Source organism: Massilia psychrophila (genome assembly GCF_002760665.1).
In the GTDB taxonomy this organism is placed as follows: Bacteria; Pseudomonadota; Gammaproteobacteria; order Burkholderiales; family Burkholderiaceae_D; genus JAFCUW01.
In genome coordinates this window covers 1-18,424 of the sequence record NZ_PDOB01000031.1, presented here as the reverse complement: position 1 = coordinate 18,424, position 18,424 = coordinate 1, and the positions used below count along the sequence as shown (strand labels likewise).

Annotated in this window: 23 protein-coding genes and 1 tRNA gene; 12 read left to right on the top strand and 12 right to left on the bottom strand. The window is 63.4% G+C overall.

Annotation, left to right across the window (positions count from 1 at the left end; translation table 11 throughout):
* Positions 1 to 7 precede the first annotated feature (7 nt).
* From nuoF to CR103_RS22200, 12 genes are all read right to left on the bottom strand, one after another.
* Positions 8 to 1,303 carry an NADH-quinone oxidoreductase subunit NuoF gene (nuoF, locus tag CR103_RS16750; protein WP_099917086.1) on the bottom strand — a complete coding sequence of 432 codons (1,296 nt, stop codon included), beginning with the start codon at positions 1,301 to 1,303 and terminating at the stop codon, positions 8 to 10.
* On the bottom strand, positions 1,300 to 1,779 hold the full coding sequence (gene nuoE / locus CR103_RS16745) for an NADH-quinone oxidoreductase subunit NuoE (protein WP_099917085.1): 480 nt from the start codon (positions 1,777 to 1,779) through the stop codon (positions 1,300 to 1,302). Before nuoE ends, nuoF begins: the two co-directional genes overlap by 4 nt.
* A 36-nt stretch (positions 1,780 to 1,815) precedes the next feature.
* Entirely contained in the window at positions 1,816 to 3,069 is a 1,254-nt protein-coding gene (locus tag CR103_RS16740) for an NADH-quinone oxidoreductase subunit D (protein ID WP_099917084.1), read from the bottom strand.
* Positions 3,069 to 3,662 (bottom strand): NADH-quinone oxidoreductase subunit C, encoded by a 594-nt coding sequence (locus CR103_RS16735; RefSeq protein WP_099917083.1) that lies wholly within the window; start codon positions 3,660 to 3,662, stop codon positions 3,069 to 3,071. The genes CR103_RS16740 and CR103_RS16735 overlap by 1 nt, the downstream gene beginning before the upstream one ends.
* A 15-nt stretch (positions 3,663 to 3,677) precedes the next feature.
* A complete protein-coding gene (locus CR103_RS16730) occupies positions 3,678 to 4,154 on the bottom strand; it encodes a NuoB/complex I 20 kDa subunit family protein (RefSeq protein WP_099917082.1) in 477 nt (158 codons plus the stop codon).
* A gap of 3 nt (positions 4,155 to 4,157) precedes the next feature.
* Positions 4,158 to 4,517 carry an NADH-quinone oxidoreductase subunit A gene (locus CR103_RS16725; RefSeq protein WP_099917081.1) on the bottom strand — a complete coding sequence of 120 codons (360 nt, stop codon included), beginning with the start codon at positions 4,515 to 4,517 and terminating at the stop codon, positions 4,158 to 4,160.
* Between the two features lie 169 nt (positions 4,518 to 4,686).
* A tRNA-Leu gene (locus tag CR103_RS16720) sits at positions 4,687 to 4,773 on the bottom strand.
* 166 nt (positions 4,774 to 4,939) lie between these two features.
* On the bottom strand, positions 4,940 to 5,356 hold the full coding sequence (gene secG / locus CR103_RS16715) for a preprotein translocase subunit SecG (RefSeq protein ID WP_099917080.1): 417 nt from the start codon (positions 5,354 to 5,356) through the stop codon (positions 4,940 to 4,942).
* A 75-nt stretch (positions 5,357 to 5,431) separates the two neighbouring features.
* Positions 5,432 to 6,193 carry a triose-phosphate isomerase gene (gene tpiA, locus CR103_RS16710; RefSeq protein ID WP_099917079.1) on the bottom strand — a complete coding sequence of 254 codons (762 nt, stop codon included), beginning with the start codon at positions 6,191 to 6,193 and terminating at the stop codon, positions 5,432 to 5,434.
* 139 nt (positions 6,194 to 6,332) lie between these two features.
* Positions 6,333 to 6,944 carry a tetratricopeptide repeat protein gene (locus CR103_RS16705; RefSeq protein WP_099917078.1) on the bottom strand — a complete coding sequence of 204 codons (612 nt, stop codon included), beginning with the start codon at positions 6,942 to 6,944 and terminating at the stop codon, positions 6,333 to 6,335.
* Positions 6,945 to 7,013: 69 nt separating this feature from the next.
* Positions 7,014 to 7,784: a GIN domain-containing protein gene (locus CR103_RS16700; RefSeq protein ID WP_099917077.1), complete on the bottom strand. Its 771-nt coding sequence runs from the start codon at positions 7,782 to 7,784 to the stop codon at positions 7,014 to 7,016.
* 117 nt (positions 7,785 to 7,901) lie between these two features.
* The gene (locus CR103_RS22200) at positions 7,902 to 8,123 is read right to left on the bottom strand and encodes a hypothetical protein (protein ID WP_143752657.1); all 222 of its coding nucleotides are present in this window, start codon (positions 8,121 to 8,123) and stop codon (positions 7,902 to 7,904) included.
* Between CR103_RS22200 and CR103_RS16695 the strand changes: the two genes are divergently transcribed.
* The 12 genes from CR103_RS16695 to CR103_RS16640 all read left to right on the top strand — a co-directional run.
* Positions 8,122 to 8,586, top strand: a complete 465-nt coding sequence (locus tag CR103_RS16695) for a GyrI-like domain-containing protein (RefSeq protein WP_099917076.1) — start codon at positions 8,122 to 8,124, stop codon at positions 8,584 to 8,586. The two genes, CR103_RS22200 and CR103_RS16695, sit on opposite strands and share 2 nt — an antisense overlap.
* Positions 8,587 to 8,704: 118 nt before the next feature.
* Entirely contained in the window at positions 8,705 to 10,102 is a 1,398-nt protein-coding gene (locus tag CR103_RS16690; protein ID WP_099917075.1) for a M16 family metallopeptidase, read from the top strand.
* Positions 10,103 to 10,113: 11 nt separating this feature from the next.
* Positions 10,114 to 11,544 carry a M16 family metallopeptidase gene (locus CR103_RS16685; RefSeq protein WP_099917074.1) on the top strand — a complete coding sequence of 477 codons (1,431 nt, stop codon included), beginning with the start codon at positions 10,114 to 10,116 and terminating at the stop codon, positions 11,542 to 11,544.
* Between the two features lie 299 nt (positions 11,545 to 11,843).
* Positions 11,844 to 12,434, top strand: coding sequence for an A24 family peptidase (locus CR103_RS16680; protein ID WP_099917073.1), 591 nt, complete (start codon positions 11,844 to 11,846; stop codon positions 12,432 to 12,434).
* A 32-nt stretch (positions 12,435 to 12,466) separates the two neighbouring features.
* A complete protein-coding gene (gene cpaB, locus CR103_RS16675; RefSeq protein ID WP_099917072.1) occupies positions 12,467 to 13,309 on the top strand; it encodes a Flp pilus assembly protein CpaB in 843 nt (280 codons plus the stop codon).
* A 42-nt stretch (positions 13,310 to 13,351) separates the two neighbouring features.
* On the top strand, positions 13,352 to 14,818 hold the full coding sequence (locus tag CR103_RS16670) for a type II and III secretion system protein family protein (protein ID WP_099917071.1): 1,467 nt from the start codon (positions 13,352 to 13,354) through the stop codon (positions 14,816 to 14,818).
* A gap of 10 nt (positions 14,819 to 14,828) precedes the next feature.
* A complete protein-coding gene (locus tag CR103_RS16665; protein WP_099917070.1) occupies positions 14,829 to 15,131 on the top strand; it encodes a hypothetical protein in 303 nt (100 codons plus the stop codon).
* A 151-nt stretch (positions 15,132 to 15,282) separates the two neighbouring features.
* A complete protein-coding gene (locus tag CR103_RS16660; RefSeq protein ID WP_099917069.1) occupies positions 15,283 to 15,486 on the top strand; it encodes a Flp family type IVb pilin in 204 nt (67 codons plus the stop codon).
* Between the two features lie 307 nt (positions 15,487 to 15,793).
* Entirely contained in the window at positions 15,794 to 17,107 is a 1,314-nt protein-coding gene (locus CR103_RS16655; RefSeq protein ID WP_099917068.1) for a pilus assembly protein TadG-related protein, read from the top strand.
* Between the two features lie 5 nt (positions 17,108 to 17,112).
* Positions 17,113 to 17,559, top strand: coding sequence for a TadE/TadG family type IV pilus assembly protein (locus CR103_RS16650; protein ID WP_099917067.1), 447 nt, complete (start codon positions 17,113 to 17,115; stop codon positions 17,557 to 17,559).
* Complete coding sequence (locus CR103_RS16645; protein ID WP_229443290.1) at positions 17,556 to 18,008, top strand: TadE/TadG family type IV pilus assembly protein; 453 nt, start codon at positions 17,556 to 17,558, stop codon at positions 18,006 to 18,008. Before CR103_RS16650 ends, CR103_RS16645 begins: the two co-directional genes overlap by 4 nt.
* Before the next feature lie 38 nt (positions 18,009 to 18,046).
* The coding region (locus CR103_RS16640) for a DNA-binding transcriptional response regulator (RefSeq protein ID WP_143752656.1) at positions 18,047 to 18,424 on the top strand (378 nt) is incomplete at its 3' end.

The following is an 18,424-nucleotide window of genomic DNA, read 5'->3' as shown; positions in this document are numbered from 1 at the left end:
TCTGGACTTAAAGATATGCGGGCACGAGGCAATGCTTGTGCTCGATGTGGTATTCGAATTCTTCGCGGAAGTTCTTGATCATGGCTTGCACCGGCATCGCGGCGGCGTCACCGAGGGCGCAGATGGTACGGCCCTTGATGTTGTCGGCAATATTGTTGAGCAAATCCATGTCGTCCGGCCGGCCCTGTCCATGCTCGATGCGGTGGACCATGCGGTACATCCAGCCCGTGCCTTCGCGGCAAGGGGTGCACTGGCCGCACGATTCTTCATAGTAGAAGTACGACAGGCGCAGCAGCGACTTGACCATGCAGCGCGTATCGTCCATGACGATCACGGCGCCGGAACCCAACATCGAGCCGGACTTGGCGATCGAGTCGTAGTCGAGGTCGGTGTTCATCATGACGTCGCCGCGCACCACCGGCGCCGACGAGCCGCCAGGAATCACGGCCTTGATCTTTTTACCGCCGCGCATGCCGCCGGCCAGTTCCAACAGGGTCGCGAACGGCGTGCCCATCGGCACCTCGTAATTGCCCGGACGCTCGATGTCGCCAGAAATCGAGAAGATCTTCGAGCCGCCGTTGTTCGGCTTGCCCAGCGCCAGATAATTCTCGGCGCCCATGTTCAGCAGGAACGGCACCGCTGCAAACGTCTCGGTGTTGTTGATCGTGGTCGGCTTGCCGTACAGGCCGAACGACGCCGGGAACGGCGGCTTGAAACGCGGCTGCCCCTTCTTGCCTTCGAGCGACTCGAGCAGCGCCGTTTCTTCGCCGCAGATGTAGGCGCCGTAACCGTGCGCTGCGTGCAGCTGGAAAGTGAACTCGCTGCCCATGATATTGTCGCCAAGGAAGCCGGCGGCGCGCGCCTCTTCCAGCGCTTCTTCGAATCGCTCGTATTCCGCCCAGATTTCACCGTGGATGTAGTTGTAGCCGACGGTGATGCCCATCGCGTAGGCGCCGATGGCCATGCCTTCGATCAGCGAGTGCGGGTTGTAGCGGATGATGTCGCGGTCCTTGAAGGTGCCCGGCTCGCCTTCGTCGGTGTTGCAGACGAGGTATTTCTGGCCCGGAAACTGGCGCGGCATGAAGCTCCACTTCAGGCCGGTCGGAAAACCGGCGCCGCCGCGGCCGCGCAGGCCCGACGCCTTCAGGTCGGCGATGATCTGCTCCGGCGTGATTTTCTCTTCGAGGATGCGGCGCAGCGCGCTGTAGCCGCCGCGCTTGACGTAATCGGCCAGGTGCCAGTTGGCGCCGTCCAGGTCTTTCAGGATGACCGGCTTGATGTGGCGGTCGTGCAGGCTGGTCATTTGTTGAGCTCCTCTAACAGGGCATCGATCTTGTCATCGCTCATGAACGAGCACATGCGGTGATTGTTGACGATCATGACCGGCGAATCGCCGCAAGCGCCCATGCACTCGCCTTCGACCAGCGTGAACTTGCCGTCGGCGGTGGTCTCACGAAAACCGATGCCGAGTTTTTCCTGCAGGCGGCGGGCAGCATGGTTGCCGCCCGACAGCGCGCATGGCAGGTTGGTGCACACCGAAATTTTATGGGTGCCGACCGGCTTGACGTCGTACATATTGTAGAACGTCGCCACTTCCTGCACGGCGATCGCCGGCATGCCGATGTAGTCGGCGATTTCCAGCATGGTGTCCGGCGCCAGCCAGCCCAGTTCGACCTGGGCGTGGGCCAGCGCGGCCATCACGGCCGACTGGCGCTGGTCGGCCGGATACTTGGCCAGTTCGCGGTCGATTTTTTTGTAGCAAAGTTCAGATAACAACATGGTTTTGCCTTAAATGTGCAGCGGTGTGCAGCGACCCTAACGGTCGATGCTGCCGAATACGATGTCTTGCGTTCCGATGATGGTGACGGCGTCGGCGAGCATGTGGCCGCGCGCCATTTCGTCCAGGCTTTGCAGGTGGGCGTAGTCAGGTGTGCGCAGCTTCAGGCGGTACGGCTTGTTGGCGCCGTCCGACACGATGTAGACGCCGAACTCGCCTTTCGGATGCTCGACCGCGGCATACGCTTCGCCCGACGGCACGTGCATGCCTTCGGTGAACAGCTTGAAGTGGTGGATCAGCGACTCCATGTTCGACTTCATGTCGACGCGCGACGGCGGCGCCACCTTGTGGTTGTCGATCATCACCGGGCCCGGATTGGCGCGCAGCCAGGCGCTGGCCTGCTTGATGATGCGGTTCGACTGGCGCATTTCTTCGACCCGTACCAGGTAGCGGTCGTAGCAGTCGCCGTTGGTGCCGACCGGGATATCGAAGTCCATCTTGTCGTAGACCGCGTACGGCTGGGTCTTGCGCAAGTCCCATTCGACGCCGGAGCCGCGCAACATGGCGCCGGTAAACCCCATCGCCTTGGCCGCTTCCGGCGAGACTACGCCGATGCCGACGGTGCGCTGCTTCCAGATCCGGTTGTCGGTCAGCAGCGTCTCGTATTCGTCGACGTAGGTCACAAAGCGCTTCGAAAAATCGTCGATGAAGTCGAGCAGCGAGCCCTGGCGCGCTTCGTTGAGCGCGTCGATCGCCTTGGCGCTGCGGATGATCGATGCCTTGTGCTTGGGCATCGCGTCCGGCAGGTCGCGGTAGACGCCGCCCGGACGATAGTAGGCCGCGTGCATGCGCGCGCCCGACACCGCCTCGTAGATGTCGAACAAGTCTTCGCGGTCGCGGAAGGCGTACAGGAACGGCCCCATGGCGCCGACGTCGAGCGCGTGCGTGCCTAACCACATCAGGTGGTTCAGCAAGCGCGTGATCTCGTCGAACATGACGCGGATGTACTGCGCGCGGATCGGCGCTTCGACGCCGAGCAGCTTCTCGATGGCCAGCACGTAGGCGTGCTCGTTGCACATCATCGAGACATAATCGAGGCGGTCCATGTACGGCACCGACTGCAGGTAGGTGCGCGTCTCGGCCAGCTTTTCGGTAGCGCGGTGCAACAGGCCGATGTGCGGGTCGGCGCGCTGGATCACTTCACCGTCGAGCTCGAGCACCAGGCGCAGCACGCCGTGCGCGGCCGGGTGCTGCGGGCCGAAATTGAGTGTGTAGTTCTTAAGTTCAGCCATTATTTTAGCCCGTAGGTGTCTTCGCGGATCACGCGCGGGATGACTTCACGCGGCTCGATCGTCACGGATTGATAGATCACGCGCTTCTGCTCGGGATCGTAACGCATTTCGACATAGCCGGTGACCGGAAAGTCCTTGCGGAACGGGTGGCCGATGAAGCCGTAGTCGGTAAGGATGCGGCGCAGGTCGTTATGGCCTTCGAACAGGATGCCGAACAGGTCGAACGCCTCGCGCTCGTACCAGTTGGCCGCACGCCAGATGCCGGTGACCGACGCCAGCAGCGGCATCTCGTCGTCCGGGGCGAACACGCGCACCCGCACGCGCCAGTTGTGCTCGAGCGAAAGCAGGTGCGAGACGCAAGCGAAACGCAAGCCGTCCCACGCGCCTTCGCCGTAGGTCGAATAGTCGACGCCGCACAGGTCGAGCAGCTGCTCGAAGCGCAGGCTCGGGTCGTCGCGCAAGGTCAGCATCGCCTGCGCGTAATCGGCGGCCTTGACCACCACCGTCACTTCGCCCAGCGCGCAGCTGATGGCCGCGCCCTCGCCCAGTGCCGCGGCCAGGGCGCGTTGGAGGACTTGCAGTTTTGTCGTCATGGTGTGGTGCGCCTGTTAGCGAGCAATAGTGTTGGTGCGCTTGATCTTGTTTTGCAGCTGCATGATGCCGTACAGCAGCGCTTCGGCGGTCGGCGGGCAGCCGGGCACGTAGACGTCGACCGGCACGATGCGATCGCAACCACGCACCACCGAGTACGAATAGTGGTAATAGCCGCCGCCGTTGGCGCACGAACCCATCGAAATGACCCAGCGCGGCTCGGGCATCTGGTCGTAGACCTTACGCAGCGCCGGCGCCATCTTGTTGCACAGCGTGCCGGCGACGATCATGACGTCGGACTGGCGCGGCGATGGCCGGAAGACGACGCCGAAGCGGTCCATGTCGTAGCGGGCAGCGCCCGTGTGCATCATCTCGACGGCGCAGCAAGCAAGACCGAACGTCATCGGAAACATCGATCCGGTACGGGCCCAGTTGATCAGCTTGTCAGCCGTGGTGGTGATGAAACCTTCGTTTAATACGCCTTCAATTGACATGGTTTACTCCCAATCAAGGGCACCCTTCTTCCAGATGTACCAAAAGCCGACGACGAATTCAGCAATGAACACCATCATGGTGACGAACCCGGACCAACCGAGTTCTTTCATTGATACGCCCCACGGGAAGAAGAATGCCGTTTCCAAATCGAACAAAATAAACAGGATGGCGACCAAGTAATAGCGCACATCGAATTTCATGCGCGCGTCTTCGAACGCTTCGAAGCCGCACTCGTACGGCGACAACTTCGCCGCGTCAGGCTTATTGGGACCGAGCAGCTTGCCCAGAATCTGGGGCACGATGCCGACGCCGAGGCCGACCAGGATGAACATCAATACGGGGAAATAATTTTCGAGGTTCACGGTAGATGAGCCTATGTTGAATGATCGGTTAATGAACCACTGCCTGCTGAGCCACGCTTGCAGCACCCTGTCGCACGAGCCTGGATTAAAGCTTGCCGCCAGGATCTAAGACTGACCCTCGTAAAAAAGCCAGCTCAGGCGCACAGCCCTTGCTGGCTTCTAGATTTCTTGGTGCCGACGGCGAGACTCGAACTCGCACAGGATTACTCCCACTACCCCCTCAAGATAGCGTGTCTACCAATTTCACCACGTCGGCATCTCTGAGGTCGCTATTGTAACCTGTCCTAGCACTATTAACCAATACTAAAGTTGTGCTAACACAGGGAAAAGCGGGTCAAAACTGTAAATTACTGCAAATCAACTGTAAATCTTTTCCAACACGACCCGTAGATGGCGCCGGTCCTGCAAAAAACCAGCGGCGCTTACTTCGGAATCTGGCCGGCCGGCTGCGCTGGCGCGGCGGTGGGAGCGGCTGGCGCTCCGGCCGGAGCCGCAGGAGCGGTCGTCGTGGTGGCCGGAACGGCAGCGCCGCCGGTGGCTGGCGCCTTAGTGACAGGCACGGTAATGCGTTCCATGACGCCGCCGCCGGTCGGCGCGCTGCGGTTGGTGCCGAAGTAAGCCAGCGCCAGCGTCGAAGCAAAGAAGATCGCAGCGGCCACGCCGGTCGACTTCGACATGAAATTCGACGATCCGGTCGCGCCGAACAAGCTGCCCGAGGCGCCCGAGCCGAAGGCGGCGCCCATGTCGGCGCCTTTACCGTGCTGCAGCAGCACCAGGGCGATGATGATCAGGGCTGACAAAACCTGTACGACGACAATCAGATTGAACAAGGTGTTCATTGCTATTCCATTCCAAGTTTGACTACAAATTAAAAATTCGGTTGATTCAGTTTATTCGGCTGTGCAGATTGCAGCTCAGTTGGCAGCATGGACGATGGCGAGGAAATCCGCCGCGGTCAGCGCTGCTCCACCGATCAGGCCACCATCGATATCCTGCTCGGCCATCAATTGCTTGGCGTTATCCGCCTTCATGCTGCCGCCATACAGGATGTGCACGGTGGCTGCCGCTGCCGCATTATTTTGCCTCAATTGCTCGCGTAACCGGGCGTGTACTTCCTGAGCCATTGCCGGCGTTGCTGTCTTGCCGGTGCCGATCGCCCATACCGGCTCGTAGGCCAGCACCAGGCGCGCGACATCGGTATCGTCAAGCCGCGCCAGCACGGCATCGAGCTGGGCCGCCACCACGGCGAACGTCTGCCCGGCTTCGCGCTCGGCCAGCGTTTCACCGACGCAGACAATGGGCGTCATCCCGGCCGCCAATACTGCGACAGCTTTTTGCGCCACAAGTTCGTTACTTTCGGCATGATAGGCGCGGCGTTCGGAATGGCCGACGATGACATAGGCGCAAGCGAAGTCGGCCAGCATTGCCGCCGCCACTTCGCCGGTATAGGCGCCGCCCGCGTGCGCCGAGACGTCTTGCGCGCCCCACCCCACCGGGCCGCCCGACAGCGCTGCCTGGCACTGCGCCAGGTAAGGCGCCGGCACGCAGACGGCAAGGGTAGCGCCAGTTGCGCCAGTCGCATCATCGAGGCCGGCGGTAATGCCCGACAACAGGGCGCCGTTGACTGCCCGGCTGCCATTCATCTTCCAATTACCGACGACAAGTTTGCGACGCATATTAGCCCAGATTTGATTAACCCGCTATTTTAACCGCCGTCCCCACGCCGGTCAAACAATGCTGACCCCGGCAGACGGAAACAGTGCGCCGGCGCGGCGACACCAGGCCTTCCCGGCCCTCACGGCAAATACAAAACCGTCAGGCGCTACTGCCGCTGCGCGACACGGTCGGCAACGGCGTGCCGACGCGCCAGGCGCGCGACATCGCCTGGGCCTCCTCGATCTGCTCCTGCGTCATCTGGCGTGCAATCGAGGCGCGCTGCTCGGTGGCGTTGGTGTTGCCGCTGGCCGCAGCAAGGTTCCACAGCATATAGGCCAGCACCACGTCCTGCGGCATGCCCGCCACGTGATAGCGGTACATCAGCCCGAGCGCGTGCTGCGCCTCGGCATGGCCCTGCTCGGCGGCCTTGCGGAACCACGCCACCGCCAGCCGCTGATCCTGGGGCACCGAGTTGCCGGTGTAATACATGGCGCCAACGATATACTGGGCGTCGGCCTTGCCCGCAAGCGCGGCCTTGCGGTGCCATATCAGCGCTTGCGCATAGTCGCGCGGCACGCCGCGCCCCATGTAATACATCAGCCCCAGCAAATGCTGGGCGTCGGCGTTGCCGGCCTTGGCAAGCGGCGCGATCTCTTTCAGCGCCAACGCGTAATTGCGCGCGTTATACGCATTCGCCCCTTCGGTAAAGCCCGCCAGCGCACTGCCGTGCAGGCCGAGCGCCAGCGTTATTGCAACCAGTATTTTTTTCATGTCTCGTGGTAAAAACGCATTTTTATTGTTTGTTTCAGCAACATGTCGGGAACAAACTTACTGGCCCGGCTACTTCCAGCTGACCTGGCCGAGGCCGTCGACGCTGACGCTGCGGTTGAGCGGCTTGCCGTACACCGTGACCGAACCCAGGCCCGAGACGCTCAGGGTGGCGTTGTGCCTGGCCGTCACCGCAGCGTTGCCAAGGCCGCTCAATTCGAGGTTGACGGTATCGACGTCGAAGTGTTGCGCGTGCAAGCTGCCGAGTCCGCCCATGTGGGCCTTGAGCCACTTGCTGCGTCCCGACAAGGTGACGTAGCCGGCGCCTTGCAGGTTCAGGTCGATGCCGTCGCCGTTGACGCCTTTGATGTTCATGCTGCCCAGGCCGCCCAGCGATGCGTTGACGATGCGGTAGTCGCTGACGACCTTCATCGAGCCGGCGCCGTCGAGCGACAAGTCCAGTTCGTCGCCCGTAAAACCGGCGATCTCGGTCGAGCCGAGGCTTTCCGACGACACTTCCCGCAGGCGCGGCAAGGTCAGCTCGGCGCGCAGGCGCGTGTCCGAGCGCAGCAGTTTGAAGCCGCGGCTTTCGGAGTCGATCGTGAGCGTGTCGCCACTCTGGATGGTGGTGGTGCGCGCCAGGTAGCGCTTGTTGCCGCTGACCACCAACAGCGCCACCGGCCCTTGCCTGATCTTGAGATCGACGGTGCCGTCCAGCTTGACCCGCACCACGCGCGCATCGATGGCACGCGTCTCGCTGACGGTTTCGTCGGCCGCCAATGCCGTGCCGACCAGCGTGCAGAACGCGGCGCCGGCAAAGCCGAGCTGAAGGAACATGTTCATGGCAATCTCCCGCTTGATAAGCTAATTGTTGTTGTTGTTCTGTTTTTTTATGCGCCAGCCGGGCCGTCGCTGCCGGTAGGCTACCAGCAAGCCGCGTTGTGTTCCAGCAAATTTTGCTCATTCACCAAGATGGCTTTCTTCACTGCACTCAGGGGTTTTTTGGCGATGTTCATTTTTTAATTTTCTTCTGAGGGGTTTTGGTATGATGTCACTGTAACCACAAGAGCCAACCGCCTCCACCGGATTGCGATGAACGGCATATTTCGCCATCTGGATTGCCGAAACCCCGGCTCGATGCGGATCCACGACAAGCCCGTTCCAATCAAGGAGCAACAGCATGATCGACCTACCGCAGATAGCCCGCTCGGCGCAGCAGCGCACCGCTATCATCCCCCTCAGCGTCGCCCGCGCCGAGATCGGCCGGGTGTTCGCTGCGGCGGTAGGAGAACTGCTGGCCGCCATGCGCGAACAGGGCATCGAGCCGGCCGGCCCGCTGTTCAGCTACCACTTGAACATGCCGGGCGAGGTGTACGGCGTGCAGATCGGCTTTCCGGTCGATGCCGACGTCCAGCCGAGCGGGCGGGTGGTGGCCGGCGCGCTGCCGGCGCTGAGGGTGGCGCGCACGATCTATCGCGGACCAATGGACGGACTTGCAACTGCCTGGAGCCAATTGACAACCTGGGTGGCGCAAAACGCGCTGGCCACGCGCCCCTTCATGTGGGAAAACTACCTGGTCGGTCCCGGCGACACCCCGGAGTCGTCCATCTGGCAGACCGAATTGAACTGGCCGCTGGCGGATTGATGCTATTGCCCGAGCGAGCTGCCGGCCTGGCCGGCGCGGGCGGCGACGATTCGCTTTTCAGCGCACTTTCCACCTTGCTTTCCAACTGCGTCGCCACCTTGAGGACTTCGAGAACATTATGCGCAAACGCACCATCCCCGTCCTGCTGGCCGGACTTTCCCTGTCGCTTGCCGTTGCGCTGCCCGTGCTCGCTGCCGGCGCCGACCAGTGGACGTTGCCGGTACAGGTCAAGAAACTCGACAACGGCCTGACCGTCATCGTCTCGCAAGACCGCAGTTCACCCACCGTCGGCGTCAGCGTGGTGTACCACGTCGGCATGCGGCTGGAACCAAGGAACCGCACCGGCTTCGCCCACCTGTTCGAACACCTGATGTTCCAGGGCACGCCGAACGCGCCGAAGGGTGTGTTCGACAAGGCCATCACTGGCGGCGGCGGCAACAACAACGGCTCGACCCGCGCCGACTTCACCAACTACATCGAAACGGCGCCGGTGTCGGCCCTCGACTCGATCCTGTGGCTGGAAGCGGACCGCATGAAGACGCTCGACTTCAACGCCAAGACGCTGAAGAACCAGCAGGACGTCGTCAAGGAAGAGATCCGGGTCAACGTCAAGAACCAACCGTACGGCGGCTTCATGTGGATCGACATCGGCCAGCACGCTTTCCAGAAATGGGAAAACAACCACGACGGCTACGGCAGCTTCGAAGACCTCGAAGGCGCCAGCCTGGACGACGTGCGCGCCTTCCACCGCGACTATTACGGCCCGAACAATGCGGTGCTGGCGATCGCCGGCGACATCACCCCGGCGCAAGGCTTCGCGCTGGCGAAAAAGTACTTCGCCGCCATCCCCAAGCGCCCGGTCCCGGCCGGCTCCGACTTCACCGAACCGCTCAATACGGCTGAAAAACGCATCGAACAGAGCGACGCACTGGCGCAGGCGCCGGCGCTGGCCGCGGCATGGAAGATGCCCACCCGGGGCAGCCGCGACCACGCCGCGATGGCGGTGCTGGGCGAGGTGCTGGCCGGCGGCGACGCTTCGATGTTCTACCAAGGCATGGTCAAGGGCCGCGAAATCGCCCTCAACCTCGATTCGCTGTACGGCCTGGCTGGCCCGTGGGAATTCGACGGCCCGACCTTGTTTACCATCTTTGCTGTCTACAAGCCGACCAGCAACGCCGACGCGCTGCTGGCGGCGATGGACGAGGACATCGCCAAGGTGGTGAAAAACGGCGTCGACGACGCCACGCTCAAGCGCGTCAAGACGCGCATGCTGGCCAGCTGGAACAACAAGCTGGAAAGCTACATCAGTCGCGCCGACACCCTGGCCAAGCTGCAGACCATGTGGGGCGACGCCAACGTCGTCAACAAGATTCCGGGATGGATCGAAGCGGTGACGTCAAGCGACATCCAGCGCACCGCCGCAACCTACCTGACAACGCAAAACCGCACCGTCATCGACCGCAAACCTGTCGCCAAAGTCGCGGCAGCCATCCTGCCATCCGGCGACAAGAAATAAGGAGCGCATCGATGAACAAGCTGATGCTGAGGCTGACACTGACGATTTGCCTGCTGTTTTCCGTGCTGGCGTACGCCGCCGACACTGTGCACGAGTCTGTCAAAATTCCTGCCGCCATGCCCGCTTACGGCAAGGACAAGCCGATCCCGGCGCCGCGCATCGTCAAGAAGACGCTGGCCAACGGCCTGCAGGTCTGGGTCGTGCCGCGCACGGGCCTGCCGCGGGTCGACTTTGTGCTGGCCGTGCGCGGTGCCGGCTACGCCGCCGACGATGCGCTTAACCCTGGCTTCGCCAACCTGATGGCGGGCCTGCTCAACGAAGGAACATCCAGGCGCGATTCGCGCGCCATCGCGGAAAGCGCGCAAGGCATGGGCGGCTCGGTCGGCGCCTCGGCCGCGCTGGACGGCATCGTGGTGTCGGCCAACGCCGTCGCCTCGCAGGCCGGCGCGATGCTCGAACTGCTCGCCGAGATGGCGCGCGCGCCCTCGTTCCCGGCACAAGAAGTAGCGCTGGCCAAGGCCAATGCGCTGCAGTCGCTCAAGGTGCAGGAAGCGACACCGGGCTTTCGCGCCGAACGCGCGCTCGGCAAGGCGATCTACGGCGTCCATCCGTACGGCCAGACCCAGCCGACAGTGGAGGCGATCAACAGCGCCACCGAGGCAATGTTCAAGGCCGAACACGCCAAGCGCTTCCGGCCCGACCGCAGCCTGCTAGTGATCACCGGCCGCATCAAGGAGGCGGACGCGATGAAGCTGGCGCAAAAAGCCTTTGGCGACTGGAAAGCTGCCGGAACGGCGACCGCTGAAACGGCACAGACCCCATCCGACGCCAAGCCGGTGCGCGTGCTGCTCGAGCGCGCCGGCAGCGTGCAGTCGACCATCCGCATCGGCAGCCCCGGCATTGCCGCTGGCGTCGACGAACTGGTACCAATGCGCCTGGCCAGCACCATCCTGGGCGGCGGTTTCAGCAGCCGCGTCAACCTCAACCTGCGCGAAGAAAAAGGCTATACCTACGGCGCCTCGGCCGGCGCGCGCGTGTATCGCACCGGCGGCGCCATCGTCGGCGGCGCCGACGTGCGCAACGCCGTGTCGGGCGCGGCGCTGACCGAGTTCTTCAGCGAATACCGCCGGATCGGCACCGACCTGGTGCCGGCGCCCGAAATGGCGATGAACAAGCGCTACGTCGCCGGCACCTATCTGATCAGCAACCAACTGCAGCGCTCGGTGGCCAACACACTCGCCAGCAACTGGCTGATCGGCCTGCCGCCCGAGTTCCTCGGCCAGTACGTGCCGCTGATCCAGAAGGTAACGCCGGAACAGGTGCGCGCGATCGGCAAGAAGTATTTCGCGCCGGAGAACCAGTCGATCGTGGTGGTGGGCGACAAGGCGGCGGTGGGCGAGCAGCTCAAGGCATTTGGCGAGTTCGTGGTGACGGAGAAGTAAGCCACCATCCTTGAACTGAAGACGCCGGCTTCGCGCCGGCGTTTTTTTCGTCCGCTCATTGTGGACATGGGAGGAAAGTACTACGTGCGCGCCCCATCGGCTGGGCGCAGCCGCCTAATCCGGGCGCCTAAAATCAGGAGGGTACGCCCCCCGACAACAGGGCATCGCGCTGATTCGCAGACGCTGTTGCCTGCATATACTCAATCCATCGATCAAGCGGATTCAACAGGCCAGCTGGCTTGCCCGCACGATCCAGCGTCACCTTGTTGCCCGTCTACCCGTCACCGGAGGGATCGATCATGGACGAACTGCGCGCATTGCTCGAACTGCTGTCCATGCTGGTCACCGATCCACGCACCGGGGTGCTGCTGCTGCTGCTCGCGGCAGCGGCGGTCAGCGATTACCGCACCTTCAGAATTCCCAACCTGCTCACCGGCGGCGGCATCCTGTTCGCGCTGGTCTACAACACGCTGGTAGCGCCGGCCATGCATGCCGACTGGACGTGGGCGCCGGCCGGCATGCTGCTCGGCTTTGGCGCGATGCTGCCGATGTACGCTTTGCGCATCATGGGCGCCGGCGACGTCAAGCTGATGGCGATGGTCGGCGCCTTCCTTGGCGCCGCCGCCACCGTCACCGCCTTGCTGTTTTGCGTCGTCACCGCCGGCGTCGCCGCCCTTGCCTGGAGCGCCCACCACCGGCTGATGGGGCCGATGCTGGCCAATGTCCACACCATCATCGCAGGCATGTGGTGGTCGAGCATCGCCAGCGGCCAGCCGCGTCTGCAGCCCGAGCACGGCAGACCGCCCTCGGTCGGCAAGCTCGCCTACGGCGTCAGCATCGCCGTCGGCACGGCGATCTACCTGGTCGCCAACCAGCTCAACTTCGTCTAACCCCATCATCAAACCTCAGCGGGCAGGCCACCATGAAAAACATCAAGGCAATCGGGCTGATCGTGTTCGCCCTCCTGATCGGGCTGGCAGCGGCCGCGTATGCAACCGGGTGGGTATCGCGCCAAGCCGGCATCGCGTCCAACAAGATCGTCGTGGCGGCGGTCGACATCGAACTGGGCAGCAAGGTGAACGCCGAAATGCTGTCCTACGTCGACTGGCCGAGCGGTTCGGTGCCGTCGGGCTCGTTCAAGGAAGCGAAGCAAGTGCAGGACCGCGTCGTCAAGGTCGGCGTGCTGCGCGGCGAGCCGCTGCTCGAGCGCAAGCTGGCGCCGGTCGGCACCCTGGGCGGCCTGTCGGCCGTCATCGCCGAAGGCAAGCGGGCAATGACGGTGCGCGTCAACGACGTCGTCGGCGTGGCCGGCTTCGCCCTGCCCGGCAACTACGTCGACGTCATGGTCAACGCCCAGCAGGACAAGCAAAAGGACAAGGGCGAGGAAGGCAAGCAGATCAGCAAGACGGTGCTCGAACGGGTGCTGGTGCTGGCGGTGGCCCAGGAGGCCGGCCGCGACGACACCAAGCCGAAGGTGGTCAGCGCCGTCACGCTCGAACTGTCGCCGCAAGACTCCGAAAAGCTCGACCTGGCGCGTAGCGTGGGCACCCTGTCGCTGGTGCTGCGCAACCAGATCGACCAAAAGTCGGTGGCCACCGTCGGCGTGACCAAAAATGAATTATTCGACGCCAAGCAGGAGGCGGTAGTCAAACTTGCAGTGGCACGCAAGCCGCGCCAGGCCGCAGCCCCCGCTGTGCTGCTCACCCGGCCCGCCCATTGCGTCGAAGTGACGCAGCACGGCACGTCGGCGCTGGCCTGTTTTTAAGGTCTTACATTAGGTCTTACATTAGCTACGGAGAACCGAGCCATGAACATCCCCATCCGCCTTGCCGCGTTGGCAATGGCCTGCACGGCCCTCGCGGCGACGCCGGCGTGGGGCGCGGCCGAACCGGGCGCGCCGAACTGCAAGACAGTTGCCAGCAGCGGGCGCACGTTCCAGGTAATGCTCGGCAAAGCCCGCCTGGTTCCGCTCGAATCGCCTGTCATCCGGATCTTGTCAGGATCCCAGCCGCCACGGGCGCCAGCCCGGCAAGCGGGTGCGCAAGATACGCAAGGTACGCAACCGAGCGCCATGCCTTCGACACTGCCCGCTGGCGTCAACGCTGACCAGATCAGCATCGCCGACCTGGACGTGCTGCTGCTGAGCCCGACCGACCTGTTCTTGCGCGGCAAAAAGGCCGGGGCCGCCAACGTCATCGTGCAGGACGCAACGGGCGTGTGCTACCTGCTTGATGTCGTCGTGGCGATCGACCCGGCGACGCTGCAGGCGAAGCTGGCCGACCTGCTCCCTTTCGAAACAAAAATCGTCGTCAAAAGTGCGGAAAACTCGATCGTGCTGACCGGCGAGGTCAGGGACGCCGCCATGCTCGACGAAGCGCTGCGCGTGGCCAGCGCATACGGCGACGGCAAGCGGGTGGTCAACCTGCTGCGCGTGTCGTCGCCGCAGCAAGTGATGCTGGAGGTGAAAATCGCCGAAGTCAGCAAGACTTTGCTCGACAAGTTCGGCATCGATTTCGCCCGCATGTTCACCTCGGCCGACGGCCTCACGTCGAAAGTGATCTCGGGCGTCTTTGGCGGCGCCGCCGGCTTGTTTAGCAAGTCCAGCCCGGGCGGCGGCGGCAGCTCTAGCCTGATTGGCGTGGACGCGCAGAAAAAGGATGGCCTAGTGCGCGTGCTGGCCGAACCGAACATCATGGCGCTGAGCGGCCAAAGCGCCAGCTTCAACTCCGGCGGCAAGATCTTCATTCCGGTTGCCCACACGCGTGAACTCGGCGGCACCACGATCACGCTGGAAGAAAAACCGTTCGGCGTCAGCCTGAAATTTTCGCCGACCGTGCTCGAGGGCGACCGGATCAACCTGAAATTGGTGTCCGAGGTGTCCGAACTGGCACAGACCGGATCGCCCTTCACCACCACCGGCGGCGTGACCTCGATCCTGCCGTCGCTCACCAGCCGCAACATCGATACCACCGTCCAGCTCAGGGACGGCCAGAGCTTCGCCGTCGCCGGCCTGATCCGCAACAACATCACCGAAACGCTGAGCCGGTTTCCGGTCCTCGGAGAGTTGCCGATTCTGGGCGCACTGTTTCGCTCGACCGAGTTCCAGAAGGACCAGACCGAACTGATCTTCATCGTCACCCCGCGCCTGGTCAAGCCGGCCGCCCTTCTACCCGTGCCGACCGATTACCACGGCGAGCCCAGCCGCGTCGGCATCATGCTGCTGGGCAGGGCCGAGGGCAAACCTGCCGAGGCCCCGCCGGCACCCACCGAATAAGGAGAACGCCATGAACAAATCGAGCTATTGCGCAGTGTTGGCGGCGCTGGCCATGCTGGCCGGGTGCGCTGCAACGCCGAATTACGACAAGCATTTCGGCGACGCGGTGCGGCAGTCGCGCGCCGCGATGACGGTCAACCCGAAGGCGTCGGCCAACCGCGATCCGGTGGCGGGACTGGACGGCCAGGCTGCAGCCCAGGCCATGGCGCGCTACCAGGACAGTTTCAAGGCGCCGCCACCGCCCGTGCCCCTTATCAGCCTGTCCTCCAGCTCGAGCTCCAGCGCTGGAGCCGGTGCCGGCGAGGCCAAATGATGCGCGCGGCAGCCGCCGCGCAAACAGGAATCCGGCGCCGGAGTGGAAAGCAGGCGCCAGGAGAAGTAACCGTCCGCAGGGACGGGGCTGTTCGCAGGACTGGGCCCCCCCAGGCAAATCATCCGTCAACCTCTACTCGAAAGGTACCAAAATGAACACCTTCCTCCAAGCAGCAAGCAATTCGGTCAAATCGTTCGCCCGTGACGACGAAGGCGCCCAGGTGGTCGAGTATGCCCTGATCATCGCGGTCGTCTCGGTCATCTTGGTAGTCGCGCTACGCGACCTCACCGGCGCCAGCTTCACCGGCTTCATCAACCGCGTATCCGCCTGCCTGTCAGGTGGTGCTTGCAGCTAAACCCCGACACGACGGGCCATCCCGGCCCGTCTGTTCGACTTGAAAGGATAAACAACATGAACAGCTTCCTGAAAGTGGCCAGCAATGCGATTTTTTCGTTCGACCGCGACGAGCAAGGGCTTAGGTGGTCGACTCCGCGCTGATCATCGCAGTGGTTCGCTCGTTCTGTCGTGGCGCTGTGCGATCTCACCAGCGCCAATTTCAAAGGATTCATCGGATTAGCGCCTGTCGGTCCGGTGAAACTTGCACCTGACTGACCAGTCGACGGGCCACCAGGCACCACGGCCTGTTTTTTTGAATGCGAAAAATGTCTACTCACATCCATTCGCCGCGTCGTTACCGTCCGCGCTCTCGGCCACGCCAAGGCGGCGCGGTCATCGTGACGGTCTGCTTCGTCCTGTTCTTCCTGCTCGGTTTCATGGCAATCGCCTTCGACTTCGGCCGCCTGTTTATCGTCAAGACGGAGTTGCAGACGGCGATGGACAGCTGCGCGCTGGCCGCCGCCCAAGAACTCGACGGCCAGGCCAGCGCCCTTGATCGGGCGCGCAGCGCCGGCATCACCGCGGCCAACCTGAACCGGGTTAACCTGCAGTCGGCGAACTGGGACGCCAAGGGCCAGGTCGTCGGCGCCGACATCAGTTTCAAGAACGCCGCCTACGGAGCCACCATGCTGCCGGCGTCGGCCCGTTACGCCCAGTGCCAGCATACACAGAACGGCGTGCGGATGTGGCTGATGCACGCCGCCGGCGCCTTCACCGGCAACACCGGCGCCAATCCCGCGACCCGCGCGGTCCTGGCAAGCGCGGTTGCCACCCGCTCCAGTTCGCAGAGCACCTGCCCGCTGCCGGTTGCGCTCAAGGCAAAATTAGGTGGCACGCCGGCCAATAATTTCGGCTTTCAGGTCGGCGAGTGGGTCACCGTGTTCGACAAGGGCGGCGCCAGTGCCAGTGCCGGCGAAATGGGCTGGTACAACCTGGACGGCAGCAACAGCGCCAGCGAAACCGCCGCCCAACTGGCCGAGGGCGGCAGGTGCGGCACCCGCATCGGCGACACCCTCGGTACCCCGGGCGCGCAAACTAGCGTCGACCGGCCGTGGAACTATCGCTTCGGCGTCTACAAGAACAGCGATTCGCCAAACGAGAACCATCCCGACCAGACCGGCTACTCCTATACCAATGCGAATTGGAAGAACCCGGTCCCGCAGAATGCGTTTTCGGGCACGCCGGCGGCCGGCTCGCATGCGACGGCGGCAAATTACCTGATCAAGCGCGCCGCCTATGCGTCCCTGGCCGACACCGGAACCAACCTAAGGACCGGTTCGCTCATCACCTTTAACGACAACAACAAGCTGAACAGTTTCCAGAAGCTGGCCACACCAGGTGCTGGCGGGCAACACAGACTGTTCGGCTACAGCCGCCGGCTGGCGGTGGTGCCAGTGATTAATAACGCATCCCAGGTCATCAATTACGTCTGCATGTTCATGCTCCATCCGCTGAGCGGCCCGAACGACCCAGCGCAGCTCGAGTATCGCGGCCTTGCCGGCATCCCGGCTTCACCCTGCACTACCGGCGGCGTGCCGGGCGGCTCGGGCGGGCCGCTGGTGCCGGTACTTGTCAGGTGAACGCCATGAAAAACAATCGGAAAAGCCATCAAACAGGCGTCGCCCTGGTCGAATTCGCGCTGGTTCTGCCGCTGCTGCTGGTTCTGTCGCTAATCACCGCCGAGCTGGGACGCGGCGTCTATCGCTACAACTGCGCCGCCAAGGCGGTGCGAGATGCGGTGCGCTACCTGTCGGTGCAGACCCCCGGCACCCATGTCGGCGAGGCGCGCAACCTGATCGTCTATGGCAAGGTCAACCTCAGTGCTGGCGACCTCCCTCTCGACTCGGCACTCACCGCTGCCAATATACCGGCGCCAACGTGGCAGAGCGCAGGCAGCGATCCGGTCATCAACACCGTCACCATCCGGGTTTCGGGCTACCAGTTCCGGCCGATGATCGCCAACATGTTCGGCGCCCGTTTCGCCGCCTACACCTTCAACGACATCAGCGCCACCATGCGGAGTCCGATATGAAAACCGACATGAAACCCGATGTGAGACCAAGCGCCCGCGGCGCCACCACGCTCGAATTCGCCCTCGTGCTGCTGGTGTTCCTCATGTTCCTGCTCGGCGTGACCGACGTCGCCCGCATGCTGTTTACCTGGAACGCGGCCACCGAGGCTACCCGCCTGGGCGCCCGCTTCGCGGTAGTGTGCGCCGATACCGGCAGCGACGCGCAGGTACTGGCCAAGATGCGCATGATGGTGCCGGAAATCGGCGCCATCAACCTGGCCTGGTCGCCGGCCGCATGCACGACGGCCACCTGCGAGGGCGTCACGGTGACGATCACCGCCCTCAACTTCCGCTGGATTTCGCCGGTCGTCGGGGCGGTCATACCGCCGCGCGCGCTGCCCGAATTCAGCACCTACCTGCCGCGCGAAATGATGCGCCAGGACGTCAACAATGCAGTCATTTGCCAATGAGTTGCCAATGAGTTGCCAACAAGCCGAAGGGATTCGCCATGAAAATCGCCGTCGTTTCACCCAACAAGATCCAGCTCAACGAGATCGGCAAGCTGTTGCAGGCCGCGTCCCACGTGGCGGTGCTGGTCGATGGCGGCATCGGCAGCCTGCGCCAGGCCGCCGAACAGGAGGCGCCCGACCTGATGCTGGTCGACGCCGCCTGCGGCGACCTCGATGCACTGGCGCAGGTCGAGTACGTCACCAGCCACCACCCGCGCATCGCCATGGTGATGCTGTGCAGCGGCGCGTCGCCCGATTTCCTGATGCGGGCGATGCGCGCCGGCGTGGCCGAGGTGCTGCCGGCGCCGGTCGCACCGCTCGACCTGGCGGCGGCGGTGGAGCGCGTCGCCCGCAAGCAGCGCGGCCTGGCGCCGCGT

Coding starts and splice junctions, on each gene's coding strand:
- CR103_RS22200 (WP_143752657.1), bottom strand. CDS start 8,123: ATGCTGTTGCTCCTTGATTGGAACGGGCTTGTCGTGGATCCGCATCGA.
- CR103_RS16700 (WP_099917077.1), bottom strand. CDS start 7,784: ATGAACATGTTCCTTCAGCTCGGCTTTGCCGGCGCCGCGTTCTGCACG.
- CR103_RS16730 (WP_099917082.1), bottom strand. CDS start 4,154: ATGTCAATTGAAGGCGTATTAAACGAAGGTTTCATCACCACCACGGCT.
- cpaB (WP_099917072.1), top strand. CDS start 12,467: ATGAAAAACATCAAGGCAATCGGGCTGATCGTGTTCGCCCTCCTGATC.
- CR103_RS16650 (WP_099917067.1), top strand. CDS start 17,113: ATGAAAAACAATCGGAAAAGCCATCAAACAGGCGTCGCCCTGGTCGAA.
- CR103_RS16665 (WP_099917070.1), top strand. CDS start 14,829: ATGAACAAATCGAGCTATTGCGCAGTGTTGGCGGCGCTGGCCATGCTG.
- CR103_RS16680 (WP_099917073.1), top strand. CDS start 11,844: ATGGACGAACTGCGCGCATTGCTCGAACTGCTGTCCATGCTGGTCACC.
- CR103_RS16645 (WP_229443290.1), top strand. CDS start 17,556: ATGAAAACCGACATGAAACCCGATGTGAGACCAAGCGCCCGCGGCGCC.
- CR103_RS16660 (WP_099917069.1), top strand. CDS start 15,283: ATGAACACCTTCCTCCAAGCAGCAAGCAATTCGGTCAAATCGTTCGCC.
- CR103_RS16685 (WP_099917074.1), top strand. CDS start 10,114: ATGAACAAGCTGATGCTGAGGCTGACACTGACGATTTGCCTGCTGTTT.
- CR103_RS16740 (WP_099917084.1), bottom strand. CDS start 3,069: ATGGCTGAACTTAAGAACTACACACTCAATTTCGGCCCGCAGCACCCG.
- secG (WP_099917080.1), bottom strand. CDS start 5,356: ATGAACACCTTGTTCAATCTGATTGTCGTCGTACAGGTTTTGTCAGCC.
- tpiA (WP_099917079.1), bottom strand. CDS start 6,193: ATGCGTCGCAAACTTGTCGTCGGTAATTGGAAGATGAATGGCAGCCGG.
- CR103_RS16670 (WP_099917071.1), top strand. CDS start 13,352: ATGAACATCCCCATCCGCCTTGCCGCGTTGGCAATGGCCTGCACGGCC.
- CR103_RS16705 (WP_099917078.1), bottom strand. CDS start 6,944: ATGAAAAAAATACTGGTTGCAATAACGCTGGCGCTCGGCCTGCACGGC.
- CR103_RS16690 (WP_099917075.1), top strand. CDS start 8,705: ATGCGCAAACGCACCATCCCCGTCCTGCTGGCCGGACTTTCCCTGTCG.
- CR103_RS16655 (WP_099917068.1), top strand. CDS start 15,794: ATGTCTACTCACATCCATTCGCCGCGTCGTTACCGTCCGCGCTCTCGG.
- nuoE (WP_099917085.1), bottom strand. CDS start 1,779: ATGTTGTTATCTGAACTTTGCTACAAAAAAATCGACCGCGAACTGGCC.
- nuoF (WP_099917086.1), bottom strand. CDS start 1,303: ATGACCAGCCTGCACGACCGCCACATCAAGCCGGTCATCCTGAAAGAC.
- CR103_RS16735 (WP_099917083.1), bottom strand. CDS start 3,662: ATGACGACAAAACTGCAAGTCCTCCAACGCGCCCTGGCCGCGGCACTG.
- CR103_RS16695 (WP_099917076.1), top strand. CDS start 8,122: ATGATCGACCTACCGCAGATAGCCCGCTCGGCGCAGCAGCGCACCGCT.